The following is a 24,029-nucleotide window of genomic DNA, read 5'->3' on the forward strand; positions in this document are numbered from 1 at the left end:
GTTCACAGCCACCCCCGCCGGTCGCCGAGGGCGGTCTGGACGCGCTGCATTGACGGATCGCTTGCCTGACGGGGAGTCACGCGGTCCAGAACGGAAGCCCATTCCAGGATGATCGTGGCGACCAGCTCTGCCTGGCGCTCGTGCGCCTCGTCGTACGACGTGCGCCGCAGTGCGCGGGTGACCATGCCCGGCGAAAGCTCGGGCATGGTTGTCTGCAGGAATGAGTCGTCGGTGTCGACACCCTGGTGATCAGCCATGATGTGGCCGACCTCGTGAAGGATGATGTGGTCCTGGTGGGTCTTGCTGGTCTCCTGTTGGTACAGGATGTAGTCGGCTGAATCCGTTGCGATCCAAACCCCGAAGGGCCCAGGCATCGGAAGCGGATGGGCTACCAGTCGGATGGGGCGCCCTCGACGCTCGCCAAGCTGCTGGCAGAGTGCCTCCACACGCAATGGGGGCCGCACGTCCAAGGCCCGCAGTTCCCGCTTACAGCGGCGTCGAAGCTCTCGCTCCTTCACGAAGATCTCTCCTGCACAGATACGGCACGATCCTCCCCCTTCCTGCCTGACGGTTAAATTTCGGTACTGATCAGTCGTTCATGGGGCGGCGGCGCTCTGCCTGCTCCAGCTGGTAGACCACGTCCAGGAGATCCATCACCTGTCTGCGACGTTCCGGCGACAGCTCGCCGGCGCGCATCGCCATCAGCTTCACATCACCAGTGCCGATGGCCTCGCTCACGCGGACCTGCTGCGCCTGCAGCGCCTCCAGCTTCCCGTCGACTTTGCTGGCCACCCCGTCGTCGACGAAGTAGGCAACGGGAACGCCGAAGAAGTCAGCCAGCGCCTGCAGGTGGCTGATGGTCGGGTTGTCCTTCTTGCCTTTGCGCAACTGCCAGATATAGCTCTGGGAGATGGTGGTAGCACCGCTCTTCCCGATCTCGGCGGCTACATGCTCGTTGCTGTACTCCTGCCCGCTGGGCGACCTGATGGTGTCGAAGAGATGGTTGATCTTCTCCGCCAGGGTGCGGAGCCCCTGCTCGCTCACGTGTCCTCCTTTCTGATCGATGGACCCGGGCCACTCTACCTGAGTGAAAACACTCCCAGGCGCTTCATTCACCACAGTGGAGATCCTGCTACGCTCCCCCGCATGATTTCCACTGAGGTAGGAAGTTGTGGCCGTGAAGCGCTTCACGTCAGTGGATATCGTCGGCGCTCGTGAGGCTGACGGGACCCCAGCGTCAATGCGTCCCCACCGGACTGCAAGGGGCCCCAGCAGCCCGGGGTCGACTGTTGGAAGACAGGGTCCAGCTCGGAGAGAAATGGCTGGTGGGACAGGGTGGAACACCGCTGGACTGATGCCGCAGCGTGCTCATATGGTGCTGCTCCCGCAGAGGGCGGGAGCCAACCGGCGAAGGGGGGACCGATGACGTACAAACCGCCGTGATCGCAGAACCGGGGTGGACATGAGACCGGCGCCCTGGAGCTACCAACTCCTGGACGCCGGGCCAGCACCCCGAGGGGCACCGATTCACATCTCGCGGGCGGCGGGGCTTTTGCACGAGAACCGCCGTACCGCGCTCCTACGAACAACGGAGTATCGCATGCTCGCCATGCCCAGCGGAACCCCGGCCTGCCCGGACACCGGCCGCCGGCACCGCCTCGCCGCTCAGCTCGCCGACATGATCCCCGGCGCAGCCACCGTCCGCGTCAGTCTCACCGACCCGAAGCAGGCGTGGCCCCACCCGCACGCCATCGTCAACGACGAGGCCGGGGAGACGATGCAGTTGGATCGGACGACTACCCGGGTCGCAGCCCGCTGGATCCTGCGAGTCTGGCCGCACGCGGACTGGACCCGTCCGCACACCTTCGACCTCGCCGGCGCGACACTCACAGGCAGCGACCTCGCCGCCGCCGGTCGGGGCCGCTGACATGGCACGGATCCGCACGATCAAGCCGGAACTGTTCATCAACGACCGGTGCAACGAGGTATCGGTCACCGCGGTACTGACCTACATCGGCCTGCTTCCCCAGGCCGACGACCACGGTCGGCACCGGGACAACGCGGCCATCATCGGCGGAGTCATCTGGCCGATGCGTGCCGAGCACACCGCCGTGCATGTCGAGGACGACCTCACCCAGCTCGCCATCGCTGGGCTGATCTGCCGGTACACCGGATGCGACGGCCGGCGGTACCTGCACATCGTCGGCTGGTTCGAGCACCAGAAGATCGACAAGCGGGGCCAGTCCCGGATGCCGGTCTGCACCGACCACCACCCCGACCACCGATGCGGGCCATGCGAGGGCACCTGCACCAAGCGAACCAAGGAGTCGCCCACCCCTACCCGAGTGTTCGCCGAGCACTCCCCGAGCACTCCCCGAGCCCTCGATCTGCCCGCGCCGCCCGCGTCGACGCCTCCCGCGCAAGGCAGCGAGGCCCCGACCGCTCAGCAGGAGGCGCCCGTCGGTATCGCCGACACCTCTGACAGGAGCAGCAAGAAAACCGCAGTTCACGCGGCATTCTCCGAGGGCTCCCCGAAGCCTCCCCGAAACCCCGGAGAGGGCTCGGCGCCTGGATCTAGGATCTTGGATCCTGGATCTTCTTTCCCTACGGGGCGCACAGCGCCCGCCGCCACGGTCTCGGCCAACGAGCTGATCGGCGAGTACGTCGCCTCGTGCGACGAGCGCCCGCCCAGCGACGTGATCGGACACCTCGGCCGCATCGCCAAGAAGCTCGTCGGCGAGGGGATCGCCCCGGAGCACGTCCGCACCGGGCTGCGGCGCTTCGCGGAGATCCAGGGCCACCCCAGCCGCCTGCCGAGCCTGGTCAACGACGCCATGAACGCACGGTCCGCTGGTTTGGCGCGACCGGGATTCGGGCCTAACGTGCCCGCTCACCAGGCGTGGACCAACCCGGTCAATGCTGCCGCCGCCTACGCCGAGGAGCTGTGATGCGCACCCGTACCCGCGACCCGCAGACCCTCGGCAGCGCGGGCACCCTGGACCGGATGGCGCGCATCCTGGCCGCCCGCAACATCGACCCGGCCGCCGTCGCCGCGCTGGCCGACGAGCGTGCACCCTTCTCCCCGCTGGAGGCCTTGTCCGCCGGAATGCCTCCGCGTTATCGGGGCGCGGTCGCCGACCACCCGAAGGTCCTGGCCTGGACTCGGGACGTCGCACAGCAGGCCGTCGCCCCCAATCCGGGAGCCCGGCGGCAAGTGACCACCGGCCCGAGCCTCCTGATGGCCGGAGTGGTCGGTGCGGGCAAGACCCACCAGGCGTACGGCGCGGTTCGACGGCTGGTGCAGAGCGGCGTCGGCGTGCGGTGGCGCGCGACTACCGCCGCTGACCTGTACGCCGACCTTCGCCCTCGGCCCGGGACGGACAGTGAGCGGGAGCTGGCGGCCGTCAGCCGGTGCCCCCTGCTGATCATCGACGACCTCGGCGCGGCCAAGGCATCCGAGTGGGTCGAGGAAGTGACGTACCGGCTGATCAACCGCCGGTACAACCACATGCTCCCGACGCTGATCACCACCAACCTGGCGATCAAGGACCTCCGGGCCTACCTCGGCGACCGCGTCACCTCCCGGCTCGCGCAGATGACAACCCGGGTCGAGTTCGAGCCGGTCGACCGCAGACGCAACCGTCCCGCCGCCTGACTCACCGCCGGCCGCACCGCCGAGCCGCGTCTCCAGCGCGCCGCCCCATGCACCTCCCGACCCAGCGCACCCCTCCGCCGACGCCACTGCGCGCGGAGAGCGATCGGAGCAACCCGCATGACCACCACGACGATCAGCCCTGCCCGCCACCGCTCGCTCGGTGACCACACCTGGCAGGACCAGGCCGTCTGCCAGAGCACCGAGTACAACCCGGTGGACCCTGAAATCTTCTTCCCCGAGCCCGACGAGACCGCCAAGATCAGCGCCGCCAAGTCGCTGTGCGGCCAGTGCCCGGTCCGCCGCACCTGTCTGGACGCCGCCCTGGAAGGCGGCGACACCCACGGCATCCGGGGCGGGATGACCGAGGAGGAACGCGAGCCGCTGCACGCGAAGCTCGCCAACCGCCTCGACTACAGCAGGGTCAACGCCACCGTCGCCGGGCGTGACGTCCACCTCACCAAGGCCGAGCGCCGCGCGGTCGTCCGCGCCGCCTACCGCCACGGCCTCACCGAACAGCGCCTGGCCTGGCTTCTGAAGATCAGCGAGGAGCACGCCCAGAAGCTCTACCGGGAAACCCGCCGAGCCCTGCGAAACCGAGACCTGGGGCAGACCACGAAGGCCGCCCCGGGTCTCGAGACCGGCGGCGAGCGCCTGGGCCGCGACGACTTCGGGACGGCGGCGTGAGCATCGCGAGCGCGCCGAGCACGGCGCACGTCACCGGTTGGGACCGCGCGGTCGTCATCGCCCTCGGCGGTGCGGGATGCGCCCTGTCGTACGACGCCCTGCAGCAGATGGCCGTCGCCATTCACGTCCGAGGCCTGCTGACCTTCCTCTTCCCCTTGGTGATCGACGGGTTCATCGCGTACGGCATCCGGGCCCTGCTGGTCCTGCGCGACGCACCGCTGCGCGCCCGGCTCTACGTCTGGACGCTCTTCGGCACGGCCACCGCCGCCAGCATCTGGGCCAACGCGCTGCACGCGGTCAGGCTCAACGAAGAGAACACCCGGGCCACGGGGCTGCGGCTCGGAGACACGGTGGTCGCGGTGCTGTCCACCATCGCCCCGCTGGCCTTGGCCGGAGCGGTGCACCTGTACATCCTCATCGCGCGGGGGCCGGTCAAGGACAGTGACCGAAGCGACCGCGATGACCTCGGTCAGGCCGGTCACCCCGGTCAGCCCGAGCGCATCGCGATCACTCGGACTGACCGGGCCGGTCAGCAGCAGCCGCAGCCCGGTCAGGTCAGCGCCGGACAGCCGGTCACCGCCCTGACCGACCGGCCCCGCCTGTCCCTGGACAAGCAGACTCCGGATGCCCGGACACTGACCGGGGACAGCGCCCCGGCGGACAGCAGCAGCCCGGACACCAGTCACCATGACCGGGCGTCCAAGGGCGCTGACCTGGGCGGACAGCCGGACACCACCCCGGCGGTCAGTGACCGACAGGCCGTCACCGAGCCGGTCACCGGTCACCCGGACAACCTCCCGCCGGTCACTCCGCCACCAGTCACTGACCGCGCCCCCCGGACAACCGGTGACCGGCGACCTGACCCGGACACCGAGGAACTGCTGGAGATCGCCCGGTCAGCGGTCAGGGCCGAGGACAAACTGACCCGCAAGGTGGTCGCCCAAGCGATCCGCGGTCAGCAGATCCCGCTGTCCAGCGACACGCTGACCGCCCTGATGGTCCAGCTCCGCCAGCAGCACGGACAGTCGGTCACCACCCCCCGGAACTGACCGCACACCCCATGGGGCGGGTGACCGAGCCGGACACCTTGGCCGGTCACCCGCCCTGGACACCCCACCCCACGACCTCCTCCCGTGAACCGGAGAGCACAGTCATGCGCACGAACTCCGCTACACCCGCCGAGGTGGACACCTGGCTGACCGTCCTGCACCAGCGCGGCCACCTCCACCGCGCCGAATCCGGTCCCGACAACACCTGGACCGTGCAACGATGCCGACACAGCCGCCCCTGGACCCTGCACCATCCGGTCTTGGCCATGGACTGGATCGAGGACATCGTCCGCGACATCCGCCAGCAGGACGCGGAGACGGGCCGATGACCGCAAACGACTCGGCGGCCACCCCGTTCGGACCGGGGCGTGACCCCAACACGGCTCTTGGCGGAGCAAGTTGTCGCATACGACGGTCCTACGGCCCGTCGTATGCACTTGCCCCCGCCCAGGGGGGCATGGGAAGTCCGGCTGGTCCCCAAGCGAGGGCGCATGGGGACCAGCCGGGCTCCCTGCACCAGGGGGCGCCGGTCGGGGGAGGAGAAGCAGACGACCGGGCCCCGCGCGAGCAGCCGAGCCCGAGCCAACCTGCGTTCCCCGACCGCAAACCACGCCGCCGTACCCGCAACCCGAGCCAGCGCACCCACAAAACGACCACTCGCCTGTCCGACACCGAGAAGACCGAGATCACCGCCGCCGCCAAGCAGCGCGCGGTCACCGTCGCCCGCTTCCTCGCCGCCGCCGGCCTCGCTGTCGCCCGCGGTTCGACCACCGTGGACACCAATGAACAGCTCGACACCGCTATCGACGAGCTGGCCGCCCTGCGCACTGCCCTCTCCCGTGTCGGCAACAACATCAACCAGATCGCCTTCGTCTACAACGCCGGAGGACAGCCCCGCCCCGGCGAACTCGACCACGCCCTGACGACCTTGACCCGCGTCCTGGCCCGCATCGACGACGCGGCCGACACCCTGGTGAAGAAGCGCCTCTGATGGTCCCCAAGATCCGACGCGGCTCGCGCACCCATGGCCTGCTCGTCTACCTGTACGGTCCCGGCAAGCGCGACGAGCACACCGACCCACACCTCGTTGGCAGTTGGGACGGTTTCGCCTCAGACCCTGGCCGTGACACCAGCCCCGATGCCGACCCCAAGGTCACCCTTGCCCGGCTCGCCGCCGCCCTGGACCTGCGGGTCAAGCAGGCAGGCGACAAGGCCCCCGCCGAGCATGTCTGGCACTGCTCGGTGCGTACCGACCCCGGCGACCGGACCCTGACCGACGAGGAGTGGAACACTGTCGCCCGCCGCCTGGTCCACGCCGTCAACCTCGCACCCGAGGGCGATCCGGACGGTTGCCGGTGGGTCGCGGTGCGCCACGCAGACGACCACATCCACATCCTGGCCACCATGGTGCGAGGGGACCTGCGCCGCCCGAGGATGAACTACGACTTCAAGAAGGCACAGGCCGAATGCCGCCGCATCGAACAGGAGATGGGCCTGCGTCGGCTCAAGCCCGGCGACGGTACCGGCGCCAAGATGCCCACCAGCGCGGAGCGCTTCAAAGCCGAGCGGACCGGCCGACCCGAGACACCGCGCGAGACGCTGCGCGAAGCCGTCCGCCAGGCCGTCGCCGGAGCCGCCAGTGAAGCCGAGTTCTTCACCCGCCTTCGTGAGGCGGGCCTGCGCGTCAAGCTTCGGAAAGCGCCCTCCGGGGACGTCCTCGGCTACACGGTCGCGCTGCCCGGCGACCGCAACCGCGACCGCGAGCCGGTCTGGTTCGCGGGCTCGACCCTGGCCCCCGACCTTTCCTATCCGAAGATCCAGCGTCGCCTGGCCGACGGAACTGCCGATGCCTCCCCGCTGCAGGAAGCTGACTGCGGCCGGTCGGACTGGTCGCCGCCCGCACGGGAGCGACGCACCGCGACCGGGATCGCCGAGCGCGCCGCGATCATCCTGGACAGCGACGACGACGAAGCCGCAGCCCAACTCGTTGGAGTCGGCGAGCTCCTGGACGCGGTCGCCCAGACTTCGCCGGCCGTCACCCGCGCCGAACTTGGTGCCGCCGCTCGCTCCTTCGAACGCGCCACCCGCAGCCACGTCCGGGCCGAACGTGGCGACACCCGGGCGATCCGCTCGGCGGCCCGGGGCATCATCCAGGCTGGCGGCGCGCTCGGCCGAGGAGAAGACGGCGGCACCACCGCGATGCTCGTCTCCACCCTGGTCCTGGTGGCGCTGGCCGCAGCACGCTGGCACTCCGCACGCGGTCACGCCCAGCAGGCCGAAGCCTCCCGTCAGACCGCGGAGCACCTGCGAGCCGCCTACCGTCAGGCCGCCGCCGCACCCATGCAGGCCTTCCGCGACCAGGGACGAGCCCTGCCCGAAGCCCAGCGCCGCACCTACGACACCACCATTCGCGCCGCCCTGCCCGAGAACGGCATCCAACCCGGCACGAACACGAAGAACGACGCCTTGGCCGCCACCCTGGCCCAGGCCGAGCAGGCAGGACACGACCCCGAGGCCCTCCTGCAGAAGGCCATCGCTATGCGCGAACTCGACACGGCCGAGGACGTGAACGACGTCCTGGTCTGGCGACTGCGCCGCCTCGCTCACCTCCCGGCCCACCCGGGCGAAGCCATTCGACGCCCGCAGGCCGGCACCGGCCGCGCCACGCCTCCGGCCAACCGGACCGGCGTCCGGACCGCGCCCCCGGCCTCGCCTTGGTCCGCCGCACCGGACCCGCGCAGCCGCCCGCCGCGCCGCTGACCAGCGGTCCGGCAGGCCCGCCACCGGCCTGCCGACTGGGCGAAGCCCCTGGACAACCGGTTTCACCGGCTGTTACGGATGAAGAGAAGGCCCTCGACCGGGAGATGACGCCCGTGCTCAGAACGACCGACCACCACGTAGAGCTGACCCACGTCCTGCCCGCCGCCCCCGCCGCAAGCGATCCGCTGCCGCAACTCCGGTACGAGACGCAGCCGCACAGCGGACCCGGCGCGACGCGCTGCCTCAGCCACCCGCCGGCGCTGACCCTGCGCGGGATCCCCGTGATGTGCTCGGCCTGCCGGGCCCGGCGCGACTGGCTGCTCATCAACCACGGCCGCAACGTCTGGGTCCGCTGCCGCTGCAGCAACCAGTGGCTCGAGCCCGAGATCAGCCGCGCCGACTTCGACTCCATGATCGCCATCCCGGACGGGACGACGTACCCGAGTGTCGAGCAGGGCCTGATCGCACTCGGCTTCGACGGCGCCTTCGCTGGCACCTACCTGGAGTAACTGGTGCTCGCTGACGGCCCGGCCACCCTGCTGGCGGCCGTCGGCCCTGATCGGGCGACACCGGCAGTCGAGCATCGGCCGTGCTCTCAGGGATGCGACCATGGCCGACCGACTGCAGATGGAGTATCGCGGCGGCTGGGCCCACAAGTACGAGGCCCAGCTGGCACACGTCGGTGCCCGTGCCCAACTTCAGGCCGAGAGACAGAGAAGAACGACTCGACGACGTCCGTGAAGCCTCCACCGATCTCGCGACCTGCCTCATTACCCACGAACACGTCCAACGTCCTTGTCAAGACCTCTTACACCGCGAGACTGAGGTGCCGCGCCCTGGTGAGCGCGACGTAGAGCGCGCGGTGGGCTTCGTTGGTGGGGTTGAGACCTCTCAGGAGCGCGGCCTCGTCGGTCCCCTCCAGCCTCACCCCGACCCGGTTCCACTCCCGCCCCTTCGCCTGGTGGCAGGTCATGCCGGGGACCAGCCCCTCACGGGCGACCTCGAGCCTCGTGCGCAGCTTGGCGAGGGCGGCCCGGGGTGTCCGTTTCTGGCCTTCCGACGGCTCAACGGGCGTCATAGCGACCATTGTGGATGCCAAGTCGGTCCAGATTCCGGTGAGATTGCCCTGACCTGCCAGGCGCTCAAGGGCATTACGCAGATGCGGACGCAGCTGCGCGAGAGTGTCGCTCTCCATGATGCCCAGGCTGGTCCGGGCATCGACGAGGTCGATGCCCGGCCGGCGGAAGGTGCTCTGGGCGAGTTCGTTCAGGAGCAGGGTGCATACGGCTCCCTGGAACTGGCCTGTCTTGGTCCTGACGGCCAGAGGAAGGATATGAGGGTCGGCATCCCACAAAAGTCTCCACTGCCGTGCAAGGACGACATCGACGTCGCGTGCCTCTCCTGCGGGAAGGACTGCCCTCTCCTTGCGGCGCAGCTGGCGTGCCAACGATGTCTGGGCTGCGCTGCCACGCCAGCGGAACGAGGTCCGGAGCTCACTGCGCTCGAAGCCCAGTCGGCTCAGGAGGCGGGGGACGTTCTCTGGGCGTGCACCGCGAAAGCCGTAGAGAGCCTGCCAGGGGTCTCCTACCAGGGTGATGACGAGGCCCGCGTCTGCCGCAAGGCGGATGACCCCAAGGTCCAAGTCGTTTGCGTCATAGACCTCGTCGACGAGCAGGGATCGGATCGTCGTGGCGAAGTAGGCCATCACGCAGGCGCGGATGCCTTCGACGCGAAGAGCAACCTGCAGTACTTCGCGTACGTTGTCGTGCGTACACCGCCCTGCACCGACGGCCGAGGCGAAGCAGGCCGGTTTCACGAAGCTTTCCCGTCTCGCTTGCCGTACGGAGTCGGTGACGATGCGCGTGCCGTTCAGAGTGAGGACCGGCTTGTCAAGGGTGTAGGTGGTGGGCAGATGGGACCGCCATGTGTCCAGCACCTCGAGTTCCTGGTGGCCGCCGGGCCACTGGAGGATCCCGGAGCGCAGGAGGTGGGCGAGGAGATCGTTCAGGATCGTGTCGAGCGTGACGATGCGGTGAGGCCATGCCAGTGCCGACGGGCCCCACTGCCGGGACACGCGGCTGCGTATCTCCTCGGTGGCTGAGCGGGTGAAACTGACCGCCACGACCGCCCGGTGATCGGTTGTACGTGCGTAGCGGTGCAGCCCGAAACGCTGGTTCGACACGGTCGTCTTCCCCGAACCAGGAAAAGCCTCTACGTAGAGAAGGCGGTGCGGGCTCGCTGCGGCAAGGACCTGTTCGGGTGTGAGAATGCGGGTGCCGGGCCCAGAGTTACTCATGGTCGCCCGTCGTCTGCTGTACGGCGGCCGTGGGCCAGGCGCCTGGTTTGCGACGCTGAAGTTGGAGACTCTCCCAGGGCGGATCCTCTGCCTCTGGTCCGTCGGGATCGGGTTCGTACGTCGTCTCGTCGGCCCACTCCGGGCTCTCCAACTCGTCCGGCCAGAAAAGGCCCTCGACGTCGGCAGTCGGGACGTCGTCTGTGTCCCGTTCGCCGGCCGTCATGAACCAGTCCGGTTCGTCGAGAGCCTCAAGAGGGTCGCTGCCGTCCGCCGCGGCGCCATCTGCTGCCGGATCGGACGGGTACAGGAAGTCGAAGAGCTGCCGCATGTGCTCGGGGACTGTTGGCGGGTCGGGCACTTCCTCAGAGTCCGCCTCGTTGGCCTCCGCAAGCAGAGAGGCGAAGGTCAGCGCGAACTCGCCCTTCTTGCTGGAGCCTCGGCCGGCCTTGTTCGCGGGCTCCTCATTCGTGCCCTTCTTCGCGCTGCGAAACAGCTCGTACATCGTGCGGGCCGTCACGTTTTCCTCGTCCAGGCCGACCTCGCGCAGAGCTGCGGCGATCAAGCGCTCGTTGCCCTTGGTGATGGAAGGTTCCAGGGTTGGGTGACTGACGAAGGCGTCGACGACCGAGGGGTCGTGTTCGGAGAGCCATCCCGGCTTCTTGCGCTCCTCGCTCTCGAAGGGCAGGTCGCTGTCGACGAGGACCGCCAGCTTGGTGCATAGTTCGCTGCCTCGGGTCGCCAGGAGATGCGCCGGCCACTGTCCGACTTTCCATCCCATGTGCACGATGCTGAGTGCGTCAATGAAAGCGTGTTTGAGTGTGTCCCGACCGGCCCAAGTCCTGCCGAACTCCCGGAGGACAGCGGCGTCGGTAACACCCTCGACGAGGACGAGACGATCCGCGAAGAGGGCGGCGGACCGGCTCGCATCCAGATGGAGCCGGGTCTTCCGCAGAGTGACGTCACGGTGCTCGGCCGGCACGACGTCGGCAACGGTGCGGCACACCCTTCCTTGCGCCGTCCGGCGCACGACGACGAGTTCCTCCGGGGCACAGGACGTGATGACGTCCGTCGCGTGGCTGGAGAGGATGACCTGCAGTTCCGGCCGTTGCTTGACCGTCCTGCGCAAGTACCGGACAAGCGCGTGCTGCAACTGCGGATGGAGGTGCGCCTCGGGCTCCTCGATGACGACCGTTGCGTGGAAGGGCTTCGTACCGAAGAAGGAATCCTCCTCCGACTCGGCGTCGGCCTGGGCCTGTTCGAGGTTCCGGACCGCCTGCTGGATCTCGTCCTCCACCGTGAGGGGCGGCCGATCAGCGACATCCGAGTGAGGCCGGGCAACGTCCTGCGGAAGCTCGGTGGAGTCAGGTATCGCCGCCAGGGTCACAGCTATGTGCAACAGGTTCACGTATCCCAGGCCGGACACTTCGAGAGGCCCGGCGAAGGCGCGTCCTTCCATCACGGCGAGCATGAGCTCCAACACGCGGGCGAGGTAGGTGTCGTCGATGACCTGGCCTCGTATGTACGGCCACTGGGGATTCACCCCAGCCGACAGATCTGTCAGGTAGCCGCGAATCCGCGCCTCGACCGCATCGATGATGTTTTCCTTGGCCAGCTCCTCCAGCAGTTGGGAGGCCCGCGCCCGGAGACCCACCAGGTTCCGGGTGCCGCTCTGGCGCTGCTGTTCGGCACGGAGCAGCTCCACCAGGATCCGTGTCTCTCGGCGTGCCAGCTCGTCCAGCGGATGGCGCCAGGCTGGCAGGTAGATGAGTTTGTACGGGTCCAAGTCCAGAGACCTGCCGTGCGCCGCCTCGATCTTCGTGGCGACACTGCCAAGCCTGCGGCTCAGCGTGACACCCCATCTCTGGGCGACTTCACCGAGCCGTTGATGGCCGACCCCGTGCAGCTGACGTCCGAGGCGGCCTTCCTCGGCGAGACTGTCGGCCAGCTTGTACGCCACATCGATGGTGCGGTTAGAGCCTTTGAGCGCGAGCGTGGCAGATCCGTACCTCGGCAGGACCGGGAAGCGGGAACTGGGATGAGCGAGGTAGAGCGCATCCGTGAGCGTCGTCTTTCCAGCGCCGTTGGCTCCGATCAGCACGCTGAAACGGCCGGGCAAGTGACAGACCATCTCGCCCTCCGTGCTCGCCCGGAACCCGCTCACCGCGATACGACTCAGGTGCACCATGCCCCCCATGGACAAGAAGTACGTCAGTAGTCATCATCGCCCCCGACACTGACAACACCCGCCTCTTTGCGCTCACTTGCAGTCTGAATGTGGGCCTGGGCGAAACCGGCCGTCAGGTGACCAGAACGACAAGAGTCGTATGACGGGAGACTGTCAGGTACGGATCTGTGGGAGCCCGAGGGTGAGATCCCCTCGGGCTCCCCGGCCTTCTGCGGTTGCGGTCAGACCTCGGCGAGGCGGTTGGAGAGGTCCAGGGCGATGGTGGCGACAGCGAGTGCGCTGCACAGGCCGGTCACCTCGTGGAGGGTGGGGCGGACCAGGCGCGGCCAGTTGTCGGGGGCGGCGGGCCAGGAGGCGAGGAGGACCTCGGTGGTGGCCAGGCCGAGGTGGGCGGTGACGTCCCAGCCCGCGCGGGAGGCGGGCTCCCAGTGCAGGCGGATACGGCCGAGCGGGAGTTCAGGGGTGCCCGCCGGGAACCAGGAGACGTCGAGCGGTCCCTCCGGGAGGGCGGAGACGCGCTGGACTAGTGCGCCGCGCACTCCCGGCGGCATGGGTCGCACGGCGAGGGCGTGCAGCGGGTGGGTGGTGGAAGGGTGGGGTCGCGGTGAGATCGGGGCCTCCTGGACGGGTCGGTACGGAGGGTCAGGCCCAGGCGAGGGCGTTGCGGATCGATGCCGGGAGGTAGCCCTCTTGGCCGTCCTCGGCGATGAACGCCATGCCGTTGCCCACGACGACGTCGGTGCCGAGGTAGTGCGCGAAGGGCCAGTCCGGGTTGACGGCCAGGCGGATCGGCAGGTCGGGGTCGATGTTTTGAAGTTGGCGGAGCAGGTGGCCGACGGTCAGGCAGTGGGGCACGGGGAACCTCCGGAAGCGAGGTGGGCGGGTGAGAAAGCGTGGTGATGGAGCGTCAGCGGGCTTCGAGGCCGGGCTGGTCGTGCAAGACGGGCTGCCGGGTGATTCAGCGGCTGGCGATGAGCGCTGTGAGGAACCCGGCCACGGCCTCGGAGGGAGTGTCGAGGCCGAACTCCTGGATCCAGGGCTCGGCGTCGGCGGGGAGGACCCGGACCTGCCAGACGATGCCGCGCCTTCAGGCGGTGGTGTCCTCGGGGAGCCAGCCGACGTAGACGCGGCCGTCCGGGCTGGTGCAGTGCACGTTGGCCTCCGGGGTGTCGACGATCGCCCAGCCGAGCCCGCCGAGCAGTTCGAGTACCGGGCTCGCGCAGTGGTCGCTGGAGAGCCAGGCGCGTTCCTCCACGGCGGGGCGGACGACGGCTGGCAGGAGGGTGCTGGAGGCGTTCACGAGTGGGCGGTCCCTTCGTTGACCTGCGGTTTTCCCGACGTCCGTACGTTGACATGCGGTGTGCCGAAGTGCGTAGTCGTTTCCGGGAAGGTGAGGTCTGCCGTGGGCGAACTGGCCGGCGAGGTGGGAGGAGGCCAGCGGGCCGGGGAATGGATCGGCGCGACCGGTTGTCGTAACCCGGTTGCGGCACAGGGCCGTACAGAGCAGAAGGGACAGGCCGTGGCGGAGTCGAGCAGACACTGGGGCGGTGCCGGGCTGGAGCGCAAGATCCGTGGCGCCGGGCGGCCGTGGACAGTGGGCGACATAGCGATGGTGGCCGACGGGCAGTGGGCCGTGGACACCCAGGCCCGGAGGCAGCGTGACGGGGAAGCCGTGGTGGAGCGTCGGATCGCGGATGGGCGGCGCGTCGAGCTGACGTTGGTGGAGCTGGCCCGCGCGATGGACTCCCGGTTCGGCGCGGCCCATCGCGACGAAGACTCCCGCTGACCGGTTACCGTCCGGGCCCGGTCGTGGCCAACGTGGGGCGGACAGTGGCCGACGGGGCGGGCTGGTCCGGTGGTTGGCCCAGGGCACGCGGCGCGTGCGCGGAGCGGGCGACAGCGGCCTGGGCCAGGCTGAGCGACGGTGCCCGGTCCGCGGTCACGGCGGCTTCGCGGGCCTCGATCACGTGGCTGATCGCCTGCAGGGCTATGCGGCTCTCGGTCTGCGCGACGCGCAGGTCCACCGCCGAGCTGGTGATCCGCTCCAGGTCGTAGAAGGCCGGCACATGGCCGGGCCGGGTGAGGGCGTGCAAGCGGTCCTGGTGGACGGCGACCGCGTTGTCCGAGACGACGAGGCTCGAACGGATATGCATCGCCGAGCGCAGTAGCGGGTCCTCGACAGGGCGGCGGACCGCGAGGTTCTCCAGCACGTCGATGGGGCGGCCCCAGGCTTTCTCGATCATGGCTGTGGCCTGATCGAGTGCGGTGGCGTCGGGCATGGCGGAACTCCCGGTATTCGGAGGTGCTGCTTCGGTCAGAGGTGACGTCTCGGAGGGGCCGGGGGTGGGAGTCAGCGGCTGTGCCGTGGGGCCGACGGGCTGGCCAGCGGCCTGGCCGCGGTTGCGTGTGCGAGGTTGCCCGACAGATTCTGTGCCGAAGTCGCGGTGCGATTGCGAGCGGCCATCACGCGGAGGTCGGCTGCTGTCTGCGGGGCGCGTGCGGCGCGGTGGACGGCCTGGGCGACAGCGGTGCGGCGCACGTCGAGTGGGGTCGGAGCACGAGAGATCTGAGGATCGGCGGTTTGGCCGACCGGGGCCAGCGTGACCAGGTGCTCCACCTTCCGGTTGATCTGGTGCCGCTCACGAATCGCCGGGGCTGAGTCCGACATGGCGGCTGCGGTCGCGGCGATCAGGTGAGTCGGGGTGCGGGCTGTGAAGACCGCTTCCGCGCGTGTGCCCCAACCCGGAGGACCGGCCCACGGCGTGACGGTTTCGTCGTCCCAGTCAGTGAGGCGGTTGTCGATCAGAACGCCTGCTTGTCCGTCGGGGGCGATGATCTCGACAGTGCCGCGCTCGGCCGCCCCGTCGCGGGTCCAGCCGGCATCGGTCAGCGGCCGGACGGCATCAGCCCAGTACAACGACGGGCTCGTCAAGAAGCGCCCGTTGCCTTCGGTGGCCTCGGCTTCGGCGTAGTCGCGGGCCAGAGCGCTGGTGAGCCCGGCGACGATCTCGGCCGGGGTGACGTGGTTGAAGATTGCCGTCCAGCGGGTGGCGGAGACGGCGTCCTCGGCGGCGGTGATCTTCCACAGTTCGAAGTCGTCGCCGAACCAGCCGATCCGTATTCGCTGGTCGGGCGAGGTGACGAGGAGCTGGCAGGGGCCCTCGTCGAGATAGTGGTGCGGCCAGTGACTGACAGGGGCGAAGCCAGCGTCCCCGGTCCCGTTGGAGCCGGCCAGGTACATGGGGCTGTCCGCCGGAGCGGCAGCGCTGCCAGGAAGCGTCGAGATTGCGGCGGGCGGCGCGGGCATGGGCGTTCGTCGTGGCCAGGCCGTCGAGCCGCCGCAGCACGATCGGCAGAAAAGGATCTCCCGAACCGCCGTGCGCGCTGTGGCGCTGGAGGTCCTCCAACGGGCGGCCGTACCGGTGCTCGACGAGGTGGCGGGTGTAGATCACGGTGGACATGGGCGCCTTCCTTCTGGGGATTTCAGCGGGAGCGAGAGGGCTTGGCAGTCGTGCCGGCGGGGGAACGCGGGTCGCGGGGTGGATGGTCGTCGCTCTGCGCCAAGGGGTCCTCGACACAGAACTCCTCGGCGACCAGGTGCACGCCGGGCCGCTTCGTCATGTCCTGGGGGTTCATTCAGCAGCGTCCATCCGGGCGAGCAGAGAGCGCACCAGAGTGGGCAGGCTGTCGGGGCCCTCACCGGTCCGGACATGATCGGTTGCCTCGGCGAGGACGTACGCGGCGTCTTCGAGCAGGCCGCTGGAGATCTCCATGCAGGCGTCGGTGATCCGGGAGGCGGCGAGCAGGGACCGCGAGAGCACCTCGACGTAGTCGCCGGGGCTGAGGTCGGCAGCCTCGGCGGCTGTGCGGATGGCGGCCAACTCCAGTGCGCTGAACGCGAAGTCGAACTCGTCGTCCTGGTCCGTCGGCGAGGGCGCGACGAAGGCCGGGTCCGGCGGCTCGGCGGGGATGCCGACGCGCGTGCAGATCTGGTCCACGGAGGCGGTCAGCTCGGCGAGAGACTCGGTGAGCCAGCCGAGCGCGGAAGCGTAGGACGCCAGGGTGAAAAGACCGGCAGGGGTGGAAGGCAGCGGCTCCTCGACGACGAACTCTTCGAGCCGGTCGTTCAGGTCGCGGACCACCCGCGGACCGGCGGACAGCGCGCCGAGGACGGGATGCAGGTAGGAGCGGCTGGCGGAGGTGGGGTACTCGGTCGTCAGGACCTCCGAGACGCTCCGCGCGGCGTCGGTGAGCAGCCCGGCCAGTTCGGCGCGGTCGAGGGACGCACGGTCGGTGGTCATCGCATGGAGGCCTTTCGGGAGGTGGCTGGGGCGGCGGGGCTGGCTGGCGCCGGTGCGGTGGCCGGGAGGGACGCCGTCGGGTCGATCGCGTGGGGGGATCGAGACCGGGCCGCCTGGACTCGTGCCTCGGCCGCCGCGTCGGTGCCCTCGTGCTGATTGAGGCCGGTGCGGTTGGTGCGGTGCTGGGCCGTGTGGTAGACCGCGTAGTCCTCCCGAGCACCGGCCGCGACGAGGTAGATCTCGCGTTTGTGGGTCGAGGTGGGCGGGGCCGGGCGGAACTGGATGACCATCCGGTAGGAGACGGCCGGGTCGACGTAGACCTTGTGGAAGCCCGCGAGGCGGCCGGTCAGCGGCAGGCAGTCGTCGCTGCCATGGACCAGGTTCTGCAGTTCCAGCAGTGCCAGGTCGCGGATCTCGTCGGGGAGTTGGCGCAGGTCCGCGATGGCGTCCGGGTGGGCGGCGAAGGCGAAGCGGGCGCGGCTCACATCGGCCTCCGGGGGTTCGGGCGCTTGGCCGTTCCTGCCGACGGCGCGTTGCCCGTGTCGAGGCCGGCTTTCGGGATCGCGGAGGCACCTGCTGAACGGGTGAGGGCGGCGCGGGTCAGCCGGGCGGCGGCCTCACCGCGGTAGTCCGGTGGCTGCGGCAGCGGACTGCCGCGGTGCTCCAGCCAGTGGCGGGCGGTGGCCTCGTCGGCGAAGGCGCCCTCGCGCATCGTGTACGTGTGGGCGTCGGGGTTCCCCTCTTCGAGGAAGACACGAATCGGTGCCTGAGCGGCGTTGGAGTCACGGGTCAACGTCCAGGTCTCGGACGGGGCGTAGTCCGAGGTCCAGCTGTCGAGGACCTTGTAGCGAGAGCCTGACTCCCGGATCTGCCGCTCGACCCAGAGGGTGAGATCGTCGGCGGGCTTCAGGAGGTCCCCCTTGGCCTGGGCGATCCGCTCGGGCGGGCAGCCGCGCTCGGTCAGCCAGTTCTGGGCGAACGGCAGGCTGGCGTGGTTCGCGGTCTCGAAGGTGAACGTGCGCTCGCGTAGGTCCCGCGTGATCTTGATGGCAACGAGCGCCGGATCACCGGGGACGCCCCAGGTCATCGACCTGTCGTGGGCGACGAGGTAGCTGTGCGTCTCCTCCGGGGTGGTGTGGTGCTCGGCCAGCACGGTCAGGTCTCCGGCCCAGATGCTGCTCTCGGCGAGTTCGGAGGCGGCGTCGGCAGGCTCGAAGTCGGCGAGGCGGAAGTCGGGTTCGGCGATCACTGGGTGGCTCCCGTCGGCTCGGGCGCCGGGGTGGCCAGCACGCGGTGGTTGGGCCGGGTCGGGCTCGTCGTGCAAGCGGCGAAGGGGCCGTCGGGGGCACGGAGATGAACCAGGGCCTGGTCGAGGTGGTCGCGGTGCCACGTCGAGGGACCGGAGAGGCCGGTTTCGGCGTCGGTGAGCTGCTGCCACGCGAGCCAGAGCGCGTGCAGCCGGGCAACGGCCTCGGGGTGCTCGTGCCACTGGTCGCACCACGGTCGGGTAGTGCTGATCTCCCGTCCGTAGACGGGAAGGAACAGGTAGTTCACCCAGTCGCTGAGCGCGGCCAGCTCGACGGCGTACGCTTCGCCGCCCAGGGCGAGGATGAACACCGAGGCCGGGGGGTCGGCCTTGTCGGCGCTGGCGGCACCTGCGGTGGAGGTGTCCGCGGTGGGCTGAGGGGTGGAGACGGGCTCGGAGCCGAGGCGGTCCAGGATGGCGCCGTGCTGGCGTACCTCCGCCATGGTCTTGGCGAGGGTGCTGGCGAGATCGTCGAGGTCGCTGTCGGGAACGCGGAACGGCTCGGGGGTGGCCTTGCTGGGGTCGGACATGGCGGATCCAAGGGAGTGAGCGAGCAGGGCGGGGGCGAAGTGCGGCGGGCTCTTCTGTAGGTCACGGCGGTGCTCCCTTCGCAGGTCGGCATGGGGAGGAGGATGCGGAGATTCCGCGATTTGGCGCGGCCGGGGAAACCGGGTAATGGGGCGCTACGGCGCGGTGCAGCGGGGGCAGCCTGGGAAGGGCGGTGTCAGCAACTGCACGGCTCGGGTGGCCTGTTGGGGGACCACGCCGTTGCCGAGTGCGGTGAGCTGAGCCGGTCGGCCGAGTCCCGGAGTGGCGGTCACCCAGCCGGGAGCCAGGCCCTGCATCCACTCCACGAAGTCGGCGCGCAGGCGTCCGGCAGCGTCGGTGGGCGACGGCGCGGGGCGGGTGAGGTTCTCCCACCGGGCGATGGCGGAGGCGTACGCTCCCCATCGCCCGTCGGTCCCTCCGCTTCCGGGGCAGCCTCCGCCCAGAGCGGCAGGACCACCGCCGACAGGGGCGGGCGCCAGCCCTTGCCCGGACGGCGGCCCGGGGTGCCGGTGTCGCTCGCCCTCGAGGTGGGCAGCAGCGACGCTGCCGCACTCGGCAGCGTCATGTCCCCGTTGCCGTGCCGCTGGTTCGGCGAGCCCTTGATCCCGTCCGACGCCTTCGGCGTGGGCAGCAGCCACTCCACCTCGTCGGCCAGGTTCGGGCCGTGGCCGCCGCTCTTCCTCTTCGACGGATGCTGGGAGCCGCCGTTCTTGCCGATGTTGCTCGTCGGGGTCTTGAGCAGGGTGCTCGGCGGGCCAGGCGGCGAGGAAGGTGCGCTCGCGACGATGGGGGGCTCCGACGTCGGAGGCACGAAGCACGAGCCACCTCGCGTCGTACCGGAGATCGGCCAGGGAGCCGAGTACGGCACCAAGTGCCCGCACAGAAGGCTGGGTTGGGTCGTCTCCCAGACACCACGGGCAGAATTCCACGTCGCCAGGGGAACCGGCGGGCGAGGTGAGGAGACCTCGGACATTCTCGATCACCACCAAACAGGGGCGGAGGGCTTCGACCGCACGGGCGACGTGCAGCCACAGCCCCGAGCGGGTGTGGGGGTTGAGTCCGGCCCGGCGGCCGGCGACGGAGACGTCTTTGACAAGGGAAGCCGGCCGTCAGGACACACACCCGCGGCACATCGGCCCAGTTGACGGCGGTGATGTCCCCCAGATTGGGCACGCCGGGCCAGTGCCGGGCCAGGATGCGCGCTGCGTCGGGGTTGATCTCGGCGTGCCAGGCCACGGTGCCGCCGAGCGCGCCCTGGACCCCGAGGTCCAGACCGCCGTAACCCGAGCAGAGCGAGCCGATCAACGGCATTCGCGCGGTGGTGGTCTCCATGTCACCGGCCACGTGCGAATCGGTCGGAGGAGGATGCCACCGCCGTGGTGACGCCGGGAGGCGGCGACCCCAGAGCGGGCGCGGTGGTCGCGGACCGGCTGCGGGCAGTCTGGAGCCGATCGGACGGGGAAGAGATCGTTGCCGATGCGGAGTGTAGGGAGTTGGACCCGTCGTGCACGGCTGCGTCGGCAGTGGCGAGTGCTTCCTCTATCACCAGTACGGCTGCCTCCCGGGCAGCGCTGGCGTCGGGCTGGTCGCGCAGACCGTCGGTCTGGTTCAGGAAGGCGAGTTGGTGGGCCACTGCTCCCAGAGCGGAAGCCACTTCGCCCGCGGGTTCGACGGCGGCGGCGAAGTTGGTGATCACCCGAGCGGTGTGGGACGCCTGGCGCTGGTCGGCGGCACGGAAGCGGACCTCGTCGCCCAGATCGGTGAACGGCTTTCCGAGTTCGGAGATCTGGCGTGCGACGGCGACGACATCAGGCGAGCGGTGGGGGCCTCCCGGCATCGCCAGCTTGCCGCGCTGGGTGTCGAAGGCAGAGGCCGTGGCGCGCAGGGCCAAAGCGTCGGAGATGACGGTGTTGTCCACGGGGCGTTCCAGAGGTGAGGTGGGACTGGGGCTGTGATGAGGGCGAGTCAGCCGTGGGTGCGCGAGGAAGATCGTGCTGCTGACGGCGTGACGGCAGCGCCTGGGCGTTCCGGCGGCCGTGCGGCCGGTCGCGGAGTGCTGCGGGCGAGGGCGGCATGGACTCGCGCCGTCGGCGCTTCCTCGGTCGGCGGCGCGAGCGGCGTCGGCGAGGAGTGGCCATTCGCGGCTTGCCAGCGAGTACGAACGTCATCGAGCGGGCCAAGCGCGTGCAGCGCATGGCTGATGAGCCGACCCGGGGCCAAGGACTCGTTCTCGGCCAGCGCGCGGATGGCGCGGGCGGAGGCAGCGGCCGTGCGGGTAACGGAGGAGCGCATGACCTGTTCGCCGAGCCACTCGGCGCTGCCGGGGCCGACGCCGTCGCAGATGGCGGTGAGCTGTTCGGTGGTCAGCGTGCCGTCGGCGAGCAGACCGCGCCGTTGGGCTTCCCACAGCACGGTGATCCGGTCGATGGGCTCGCCGCGGTGGTGCAGTGCGCCCAGGCAGCGGTAGAGCTGGCCGTGGGCGGGGCCGGCGAAGTCGCTCGGTCGCAGCAAGCCGACGACCTGGTCCATCGCCTTCGGCCGCTCGACCAGGACCGCCAGCAGGAACTGCTCGTCCTCGGCGACTTGGTCCGCCCGTACCGGCGGCGATGCGACGGGAGCCGTGCAGGGCGGCGGGGCCGGGGCGACCGGGCACAGTTCGGCCCCCCAGCGGCGCGCGAGGTCCCCGAGCACCCCGGCCAGGACGTCCGCATAGTGCAGCGCTCCCTCCACCTCGCCTTGGAGGGCGTCAGCGCGGGCTGCCTGGTGGAGGCGGATCGCATGCTCGGTCACGCTGCGGTGGATCGCTCCCTCCAGCACCATCCGGCCGTACACCGGGGCGTGCTCGGGGCGCGGACAGGCCGAGATCAGGGTGTGGGCGTATGCCGCGGTCAGCCCCCGGACGTGGTGGCTGGCCTCGTCGACCGCGTCGGTCACCCAGGACAGCGGCACCGGTTCCTTGGTCGCCACGGCCGGGTGGCCCTCGGTCCGTAGCTTGCGTAGGGCGGCGAACAGCGCCTTGTGGAGAGGCCGGTAGAAGTGATCCGGTGCGAGCCAGTCGAGGTGCGCGAGCTGGCCGGGGTCGAGCAGCACCGAGCCGAGCACAGCCTGCTCGGCACTCAGCAGCGGGTTCATCGCTGCCGCCCGGAGCGGGGAGTCGGCGGATCGTCCTGCTGCGAGCGGAGATCGGCGACGGCCTGGTCGGCGGCGGTCATCGCGGCGGCGAAGCGGTCCAACTCGCCGGCGAACGTCGGGTCGGTGGCGAGGATCGAGCCGGAACCGGTGACCAGCCACCACTGGCCGCCGCGTCGGACGACCGGTGATCGGGCGAGGCGTTCGGACCGCGTCAGAAGGGAGGATGGAGTGCGAGAGGACACGAGCCCGGCGCCGAGCGAGAGCACCTTGAGCTTCGGGGCGCTCATGCCGACAGCCCGAAATCGTCGCGGCCCAGGGACTTGGCGATGGCCCGCTCCGTGATGGCCTTCGTCGCGCGGGCCGAGGCCGGACCAACCACCTTGGCGGCGGGCTCCTTATACCAGGGCCGCAGGTCGAGCATCGCCACCCGGATGCCGGTGGCGAGCAGCAGCGCCTTCCCCTTGGGGAGCGCGCGGATTGCGTCGGGGGGCAGGATCCGCTCGGTGCGCATGCTCACTGAGGTGGACTTGCCGCCGTCGCTGGTCGACACGGATGTGGTCTGAACGTCGTGGTCACCGACCTGCCTGCTGAGACGGTCGGCGAAGTCGGCGTCGTCGATGCCGCTTCCGATGATCTTGATGGTGGCGGCGGACCAGAGTGCGTCCATGCCCGCCTCGCCCCAGCACCGCTGGCCCTGCCGGTAGGACTGCAGGATCGTCATCGGGATCACACCCCGTGAGCCCAGGTGGCTGTACAGGTCCGGGAGATCGGAGATCTTGCACACGTTGGCGGCCTCGTCGAGGACGCACAGGGCAGGCGGGTCGAGCCGCCCACCGGAGCGCTCGGCGACGACCACGGCCGCGCGCATCACCGCGTCGGCCGCTGCGGCGATGATCGCCGATGCCGAGCCGCCGCCGTCCTTGCTGAGCAGGTACAACGTGTCGCGGGAGGTGGCGAACGCGGAGGGCTTGAACTCGGGAAGGTGCTTGCTGGGGGTGACCCAGGCGGCGACGTCCGGGTCGAGCAGGCAACTCGCGTACTGCCGCGCGGTCTCGTAGATGCCGTCCCGCGTTTCCGTGGCCCCGCTGACCGTGCCCTGGAGCTGGGCGGCGACCGCGTCGTGGCCGGCATCGGTGAGCAGGTCCACCGGAGTGCGGTCAGCAGGGGAGGCGAGCCAGGCCAGGACATCGGTGATCGGGCGCCGATGGCTGGCGGCGGCCAGGAAAAGCGCGCCCAGCGTGTTGCTCGCGGCGGTGGACCAGAAGTCGGCGCCGCTGGATTCGTCGACGCTGGCGGCGACGAAATGCCCGGCAAGGCGTTTCGCCCCGGCCAGGTCGCGGGCGTCGGCCAGGATGTCCCACCACATCTCGCGCGGGTGGTGGGCGATCTGCTGCGGGTCGAGCGTCCAGATCGTGCCGACCTTGGCTCGGGCGTCCACTGTCGCGGTGAAGGCGTCGTTCGCCGCCTTGTTCGAGGTCAGCAGCACCGGGCCGGGAGCGGCGAGGATCGCGGGGATCGCCAGCCCGGACGTCTTGCCGGAGCGCGGGGCCATGATCGCGACGATCACGTCCTCCCAGGAGGCGCGGACCTCGGCTCGGCCCGGGGAGTGCGTGCCGAGGAGGATCCCGCGGTCGGCGGGAGTGACCTCTTTCTGTTTGAGATCGGACAGGCTCGGTCGCAGGCTCTTCGCCTTTGCGGTGATCTCCTTGTCCATCAGCGGGGCGAGATCTTGCTTGCGGGCGAGGCCGTTCTTCGCGCTGCCGCGCAGCCGCAGCCACAGGACCAGGCCGGTGACGGTGAGGCAGGCGGAGAGCAGTCCGGGGACGAGTCGCGCGCCGACCAGCAGGGCGGTGGAGCTCAGGTGCGGCCACAGCACGTCGGGGTGCATCAGCGCGTCGGTGGCCTTGAATGGTGCCCAAGGGCCGGTGCCGACAAGAGCGTTGGTGAGGTTGCCGGTCAGCCAGGCGAGGGAGCCGAAGGCGATGGCGGTGCCGAGGACGCCGAACAGGAGGTAGAGAAGCGCGTCGGAGCCGGTGGTGGTCGAGGGTGCGCTGGTACGCGGGGCGGGCATGGCGGATCCAGGGAGGGAGAGCGGACAAGGCGGGGCGGGGC

30 protein-coding genes and 1 pseudogene are annotated in these 24,029 nt (G+C 69.9%); 10 read left to right on the forward strand and 21 right to left on the reverse strand.

What is annotated here, in order from left to right; all coding sequences use genetic code 11:
• Positions 1–2: 2 nt before the first annotated feature.
• Both AV521_RS07700 and AV521_RS07705 read right to left on the reverse strand, forming a co-directional pair.
• The gene (locus AV521_RS07700; RefSeq protein ID WP_256725463.1) at positions 3–374 is read right to left on the reverse strand and encodes a hypothetical protein; all 372 of its coding nucleotides are present in this window, start codon (positions 372–374) and stop codon (positions 3–5) included.
• A gap of 214 nt (positions 375–588) precedes the next feature.
• A complete protein-coding gene (locus tag AV521_RS07705) occupies positions 589–1,044 on the reverse strand; it encodes a helix-turn-helix domain-containing protein (protein ID WP_076085404.1) in 456 nt (151 codons plus the stop codon).
• A gap of 556 nt (positions 1,045–1,600) precedes the next feature.
• Between AV521_RS07705 and AV521_RS07710 the strand changes: the two genes are divergently transcribed.
• The 9 genes from AV521_RS07710 (at position 1,601) to AV521_RS07750 (ending at position 8,657) form a co-directional block, all read left to right on the forward strand.
• Positions 1,601–1,927, forward strand: a complete 327-nt coding sequence (locus tag AV521_RS07710) for a transcriptional regulator (protein ID WP_076085407.1) — start codon at positions 1,601–1,603, stop codon at positions 1,925–1,927.
• A 1-nt stretch (position 1,928) separates the two neighbouring features.
• Positions 1,929–2,948 (forward strand): hypothetical protein, encoded by a 1,020-nt coding sequence (locus tag AV521_RS07715; protein WP_076085410.1) that lies wholly within the window; start codon positions 1,929–1,931, stop codon positions 2,946–2,948.
• A complete protein-coding gene (locus AV521_RS07720; RefSeq protein WP_076085413.1) occupies positions 2,948–3,655 on the forward strand; it encodes an ATP-binding protein in 708 nt (235 codons plus the stop codon). Before AV521_RS07715 ends, AV521_RS07720 begins: the two co-directional genes overlap by 1 nt.
• 117 nt (positions 3,656–3,772) lie before the next feature.
• Entirely contained in the window at positions 3,773–4,339 is a 567-nt protein-coding gene (locus tag AV521_RS07725; RefSeq protein ID WP_076085416.1) for a WhiB family transcriptional regulator, read from the forward strand.
• A complete protein-coding gene (locus tag AV521_RS07730) occupies positions 4,336–5,388 on the forward strand; it encodes a DUF2637 domain-containing protein (RefSeq protein WP_076085419.1) in 1,053 nt (350 codons plus the stop codon). The genes AV521_RS07725 and AV521_RS07730 overlap by 4 nt, the downstream gene beginning before the upstream one ends.
• Positions 5,389–5,492: 104 nt before the next feature.
• Positions 5,493–5,717 carry a hypothetical protein gene (locus tag AV521_RS07735; protein WP_076085826.1) on the forward strand — a complete coding sequence of 75 codons (225 nt, stop codon included), beginning with the start codon at positions 5,493–5,495 and terminating at the stop codon, positions 5,715–5,717.
• 128 nt (positions 5,718–5,845) lie between these two features.
• Entirely contained in the window at positions 5,846–6,379 is a 534-nt protein-coding gene (mobC, locus tag AV521_RS07740) for a plasmid mobilization relaxosome protein MobC (protein ID WP_256725464.1), read from the forward strand.
• Positions 6,379–8,148, forward strand: coding sequence for a relaxase/mobilization nuclease domain-containing protein (locus AV521_RS07745; RefSeq protein ID WP_076085425.1), 1,770 nt, complete (start codon positions 6,379–6,381; stop codon positions 8,146–8,148). Before mobC ends, AV521_RS07745 begins: the two co-directional genes overlap by 1 nt.
• A 104-nt stretch (positions 8,149–8,252) precedes the next feature.
• Complete coding sequence (locus tag AV521_RS07750; protein ID WP_076085428.1) at positions 8,253–8,657, forward strand: hypothetical protein; 405 nt, start codon at positions 8,253–8,255, stop codon at positions 8,655–8,657.
• Positions 8,658–8,956: 299 nt separating this feature from the next.
• Here the strand turns inward: AV521_RS07750 and AV521_RS07755 are convergent, their stop codons facing one another.
• The 6 genes from AV521_RS07755 to AV521_RS50560 all read right to left on the reverse strand — a co-directional run bounded on the left by AV521_RS07755 (position 8,957) and on the right by AV521_RS50560 (position 13,929).
• The gene (locus AV521_RS07755) at positions 8,957–10,444 is read right to left on the reverse strand and encodes a UvrD-helicase domain-containing protein (protein WP_076085431.1); all 1,488 of its coding nucleotides are present in this window, start codon (positions 10,442–10,444) and stop codon (positions 8,957–8,959) included.
• Positions 10,437–12,095 (reverse strand): ATP-dependent endonuclease, encoded by a 1,659-nt coding sequence (locus AV521_RS07760; RefSeq protein WP_179022900.1) that lies wholly within the window; start codon positions 12,093–12,095, stop codon positions 10,437–10,439. Before AV521_RS07760 ends, AV521_RS07755 begins: the two co-directional genes overlap by 8 nt.
• Positions 12,096–12,850: 755 nt before the next feature.
• Positions 12,851–13,168 (reverse strand): esterase, encoded by a 318-nt coding sequence (locus AV521_RS07765; RefSeq protein ID WP_256725465.1) that lies wholly within the window; start codon positions 13,166–13,168, stop codon positions 12,851–12,853.
• A 103-nt stretch (positions 13,169–13,271) separates the two neighbouring features.
• Complete coding sequence (locus AV521_RS07770; protein WP_076085438.1) at positions 13,272–13,484, reverse strand: hypothetical protein; 213 nt, start codon at positions 13,482–13,484, stop codon at positions 13,272–13,274.
• Positions 13,485–13,587: 103 nt separating this feature from the next.
• Positions 13,588–13,707: a DUF317 domain-containing protein gene (locus AV521_RS50555; protein ID WP_256725477.1), complete on the reverse strand. Its 120-nt coding sequence runs from the start codon at positions 13,705–13,707 to the stop codon at positions 13,588–13,590.
• 9 nt (positions 13,708–13,716) lie between these two features.
• The gene (locus tag AV521_RS50560; RefSeq protein WP_256725466.1) at positions 13,717–13,929 is read right to left on the reverse strand and encodes a hypothetical protein; all 213 of its coding nucleotides are present in this window, start codon (positions 13,927–13,929) and stop codon (positions 13,717–13,719) included.
• 102 nt (positions 13,930–14,031) lie between these two features.
• On the opposite strand from AV521_RS50560, the gene AV521_RS07780 reads away from it, so the two are divergent.
• Entirely contained in the window at positions 14,032–14,415 is a 384-nt protein-coding gene (locus tag AV521_RS07780; protein WP_256725467.1) for a hypothetical protein, read from the forward strand.
• A gap of 4 nt (positions 14,416–14,419) precedes the next feature.
• Here AV521_RS07780 and AV521_RS07785 read toward each other — a convergent pair whose 3' ends face one another.
• The 13 genes and pseudogenes from AV521_RS07785 to AV521_RS07835 form a co-directional block, all read right to left on the reverse strand.
• On the reverse strand, positions 14,420–14,908 hold the full coding sequence (locus tag AV521_RS07785) for a hypothetical protein (RefSeq protein ID WP_076085442.1): 489 nt from the start codon (positions 14,906–14,908) through the stop codon (positions 14,420–14,422).
• 71 nt (positions 14,909–14,979) lie between these two features.
• Positions 14,980–15,936 (reverse strand): DUF317 domain-containing protein, encoded by a 957-nt coding sequence (locus AV521_RS07790; RefSeq protein WP_076085444.1) that lies wholly within the window; start codon positions 15,934–15,936, stop codon positions 14,980–14,982.
• 176 nt (positions 15,937–16,112) lie between these two features.
• Complete coding sequence (locus tag AV521_RS49145; protein WP_179022902.1) at positions 16,113–16,250, reverse strand: hypothetical protein; 138 nt, start codon at positions 16,248–16,250, stop codon at positions 16,113–16,115.
• Positions 16,251–16,261: 11 nt separating this feature from the next.
• A complete protein-coding gene (locus tag AV521_RS07800) occupies positions 16,262–16,930 on the reverse strand; it encodes a hypothetical protein (RefSeq protein WP_076085446.1) in 669 nt (222 codons plus the stop codon).
• Positions 16,927–17,415, reverse strand: coding sequence for a hypothetical protein (locus tag AV521_RS07805; protein WP_076085448.1), 489 nt, complete (start codon positions 17,413–17,415; stop codon positions 16,927–16,929). The genes AV521_RS07800 and AV521_RS07805 overlap by 4 nt, the downstream gene beginning before the upstream one ends.
• Positions 17,412–18,179, reverse strand: coding sequence for a glycosyl hydrolase (locus tag AV521_RS07810; protein ID WP_076085450.1), 768 nt, complete (start codon positions 18,177–18,179; stop codon positions 17,412–17,414). The genes AV521_RS07805 and AV521_RS07810 overlap by 4 nt, the downstream gene beginning before the upstream one ends.
• Positions 18,176–18,766: a DUF4913 domain-containing protein gene (locus tag AV521_RS07815; RefSeq protein ID WP_076085452.1), complete on the reverse strand. Its 591-nt coding sequence runs from the start codon at positions 18,764–18,766 to the stop codon at positions 18,176–18,178. Before AV521_RS07815 ends, AV521_RS07810 begins: the two co-directional genes overlap by 4 nt.
• 153 nt (positions 18,767–18,919) lie before the next feature.
• Positions 18,920–19,819, reverse strand: coding sequence for a DNA cytosine methyltransferase (locus AV521_RS52590; RefSeq protein WP_371917005.1), 900 nt, complete (start codon positions 19,817–19,819; stop codon positions 18,920–18,922).
• Positions 19,820–19,934: 115 nt separating this feature from the next.
• A pseudogene (locus AV521_RS50575) lies at positions 19,935–20,117 on the reverse strand (hypothetical protein); the annotation flags it as partial.
• A 1-nt stretch (position 20,118) separates the two neighbouring features.
• Positions 20,119–20,703, reverse strand: a complete 585-nt coding sequence (locus AV521_RS07825) for a hypothetical protein (protein ID WP_076085455.1) — start codon at positions 20,701–20,703, stop codon at positions 20,119–20,121.
• Positions 20,704–20,750: 47 nt separating this feature from the next.
• The gene (locus tag AV521_RS07830; RefSeq protein ID WP_079249157.1) at positions 20,751–21,917 is read right to left on the reverse strand and encodes a DnaB-like helicase N-terminal domain-containing protein; all 1,167 of its coding nucleotides are present in this window, start codon (positions 21,915–21,917) and stop codon (positions 20,751–20,753) included.
• On the reverse strand, positions 21,914–22,204 hold the full coding sequence (locus tag AV521_RS46420) for a hypothetical protein (protein ID WP_305965147.1): 291 nt from the start codon (positions 22,202–22,204) through the stop codon (positions 21,914–21,916). Before AV521_RS46420 ends, AV521_RS07830 begins: the two co-directional genes overlap by 4 nt.
• Positions 22,201–23,988 carry a type IV secretory system conjugative DNA transfer family protein gene (locus AV521_RS07835; protein ID WP_076085461.1) on the reverse strand — a complete coding sequence of 596 codons (1,788 nt, stop codon included), beginning with the start codon at positions 23,986–23,988 and terminating at the stop codon, positions 22,201–22,203. The genes AV521_RS46420 and AV521_RS07835 overlap by 4 nt, the downstream gene beginning before the upstream one ends.
• Positions 23,989–24,029: the final 41 nt, after the last annotated feature.

Source organism: Streptomyces sp. IMTB 2501, assembly GCF_001953885.1.
Taxonomy (GTDB): Bacteria; Actinomycetota; Actinomycetes; order Streptomycetales; family Streptomycetaceae; genus Streptomyces.

Coding starts and splice junctions, on each gene's coding strand:
- AV521_RS07700 (WP_256725463.1), bottom strand. CDS start 374: ATGCCTGGGCCCTTCGGGGTTTGGATCGCAACGGATTCAGCCGACTAC.
- AV521_RS07710 (WP_076085407.1), top strand. CDS start 1,601: ATGCTCGCCATGCCCAGCGGAACCCCGGCCTGCCCGGACACCGGCCGC.
- AV521_RS07715 (WP_076085410.1), top strand. CDS start 1,929: ATGGCACGGATCCGCACGATCAAGCCGGAACTGTTCATCAACGACCGG.
- AV521_RS07720 (WP_076085413.1), top strand. CDS start 2,948: ATGCGCACCCGTACCCGCGACCCGCAGACCCTCGGCAGCGCGGGCACC.
- AV521_RS07725 (WP_076085416.1), top strand. CDS start 3,773: ATGACCACCACGACGATCAGCCCTGCCCGCCACCGCTCGCTCGGTGAC.
- AV521_RS07735 (WP_076085826.1), top strand. CDS start 5,493: ATGCGCACGAACTCCGCTACACCCGCCGAGGTGGACACCTGGCTGACC.
- mobC (WP_256725464.1), top strand. CDS start 5,846: ATGGGAAGTCCGGCTGGTCCCCAAGCGAGGGCGCATGGGGACCAGCCG.
- AV521_RS07745 (WP_076085425.1), top strand. CDS start 6,379: ATGGTCCCCAAGATCCGACGCGGCTCGCGCACCCATGGCCTGCTCGTC.
- AV521_RS07750 (WP_076085428.1), top strand. CDS start 8,253: ATGACGCCCGTGCTCAGAACGACCGACCACCACGTAGAGCTGACCCAC.
- AV521_RS07755 (WP_076085431.1), bottom strand. CDS start 10,444: ATGAGTAACTCTGGGCCCGGCACCCGCATTCTCACACCCGAACAGGTC.
- AV521_RS07785 (WP_076085442.1), bottom strand. CDS start 14,908: ATGCCCGACGCCACCGCACTCGATCAGGCCACAGCCATGATCGAGAAA.
- AV521_RS07790 (WP_076085444.1), bottom strand. CDS start 15,936: ATGCCCGCGCCGCCCGCCGCAATCTCGACGCTTCCTGGCAGCGCTGCC.
- AV521_RS49145 (WP_179022902.1), bottom strand. CDS start 16,250: ATGACGAAGCGGCCCGGCGTGCACCTGGTCGCCGAGGAGTTCTGTGTC.
- AV521_RS07800 (WP_076085446.1), bottom strand. CDS start 16,930: ATGACCACCGACCGTGCGTCCCTCGACCGCGCCGAACTGGCCGGGCTG.
- AV521_RS07815 (WP_076085452.1), bottom strand. CDS start 18,766: ATGTCCGACCCCAGCAAGGCCACCCCCGAGCCGTTCCGCGTTCCCGAC.
- AV521_RS07830 (WP_079249157.1), bottom strand. CDS start 21,917: ATGAACCCGCTGCTGAGTGCCGAGCAGGCTGTGCTCGGCTCGGTGCTG.
- AV521_RS46420 (WP_305965147.1), bottom strand. CDS start 22,204: ATGAGCGCCCCGAAGCTCAAGGTGCTCTCGCTCGGCGCCGGGCTCGTG.
- AV521_RS07835 (WP_076085461.1), bottom strand. CDS start 23,988: ATGCCCGCCCCGCGTACCAGCGCACCCTCGACCACCACCGGCTCCGAC.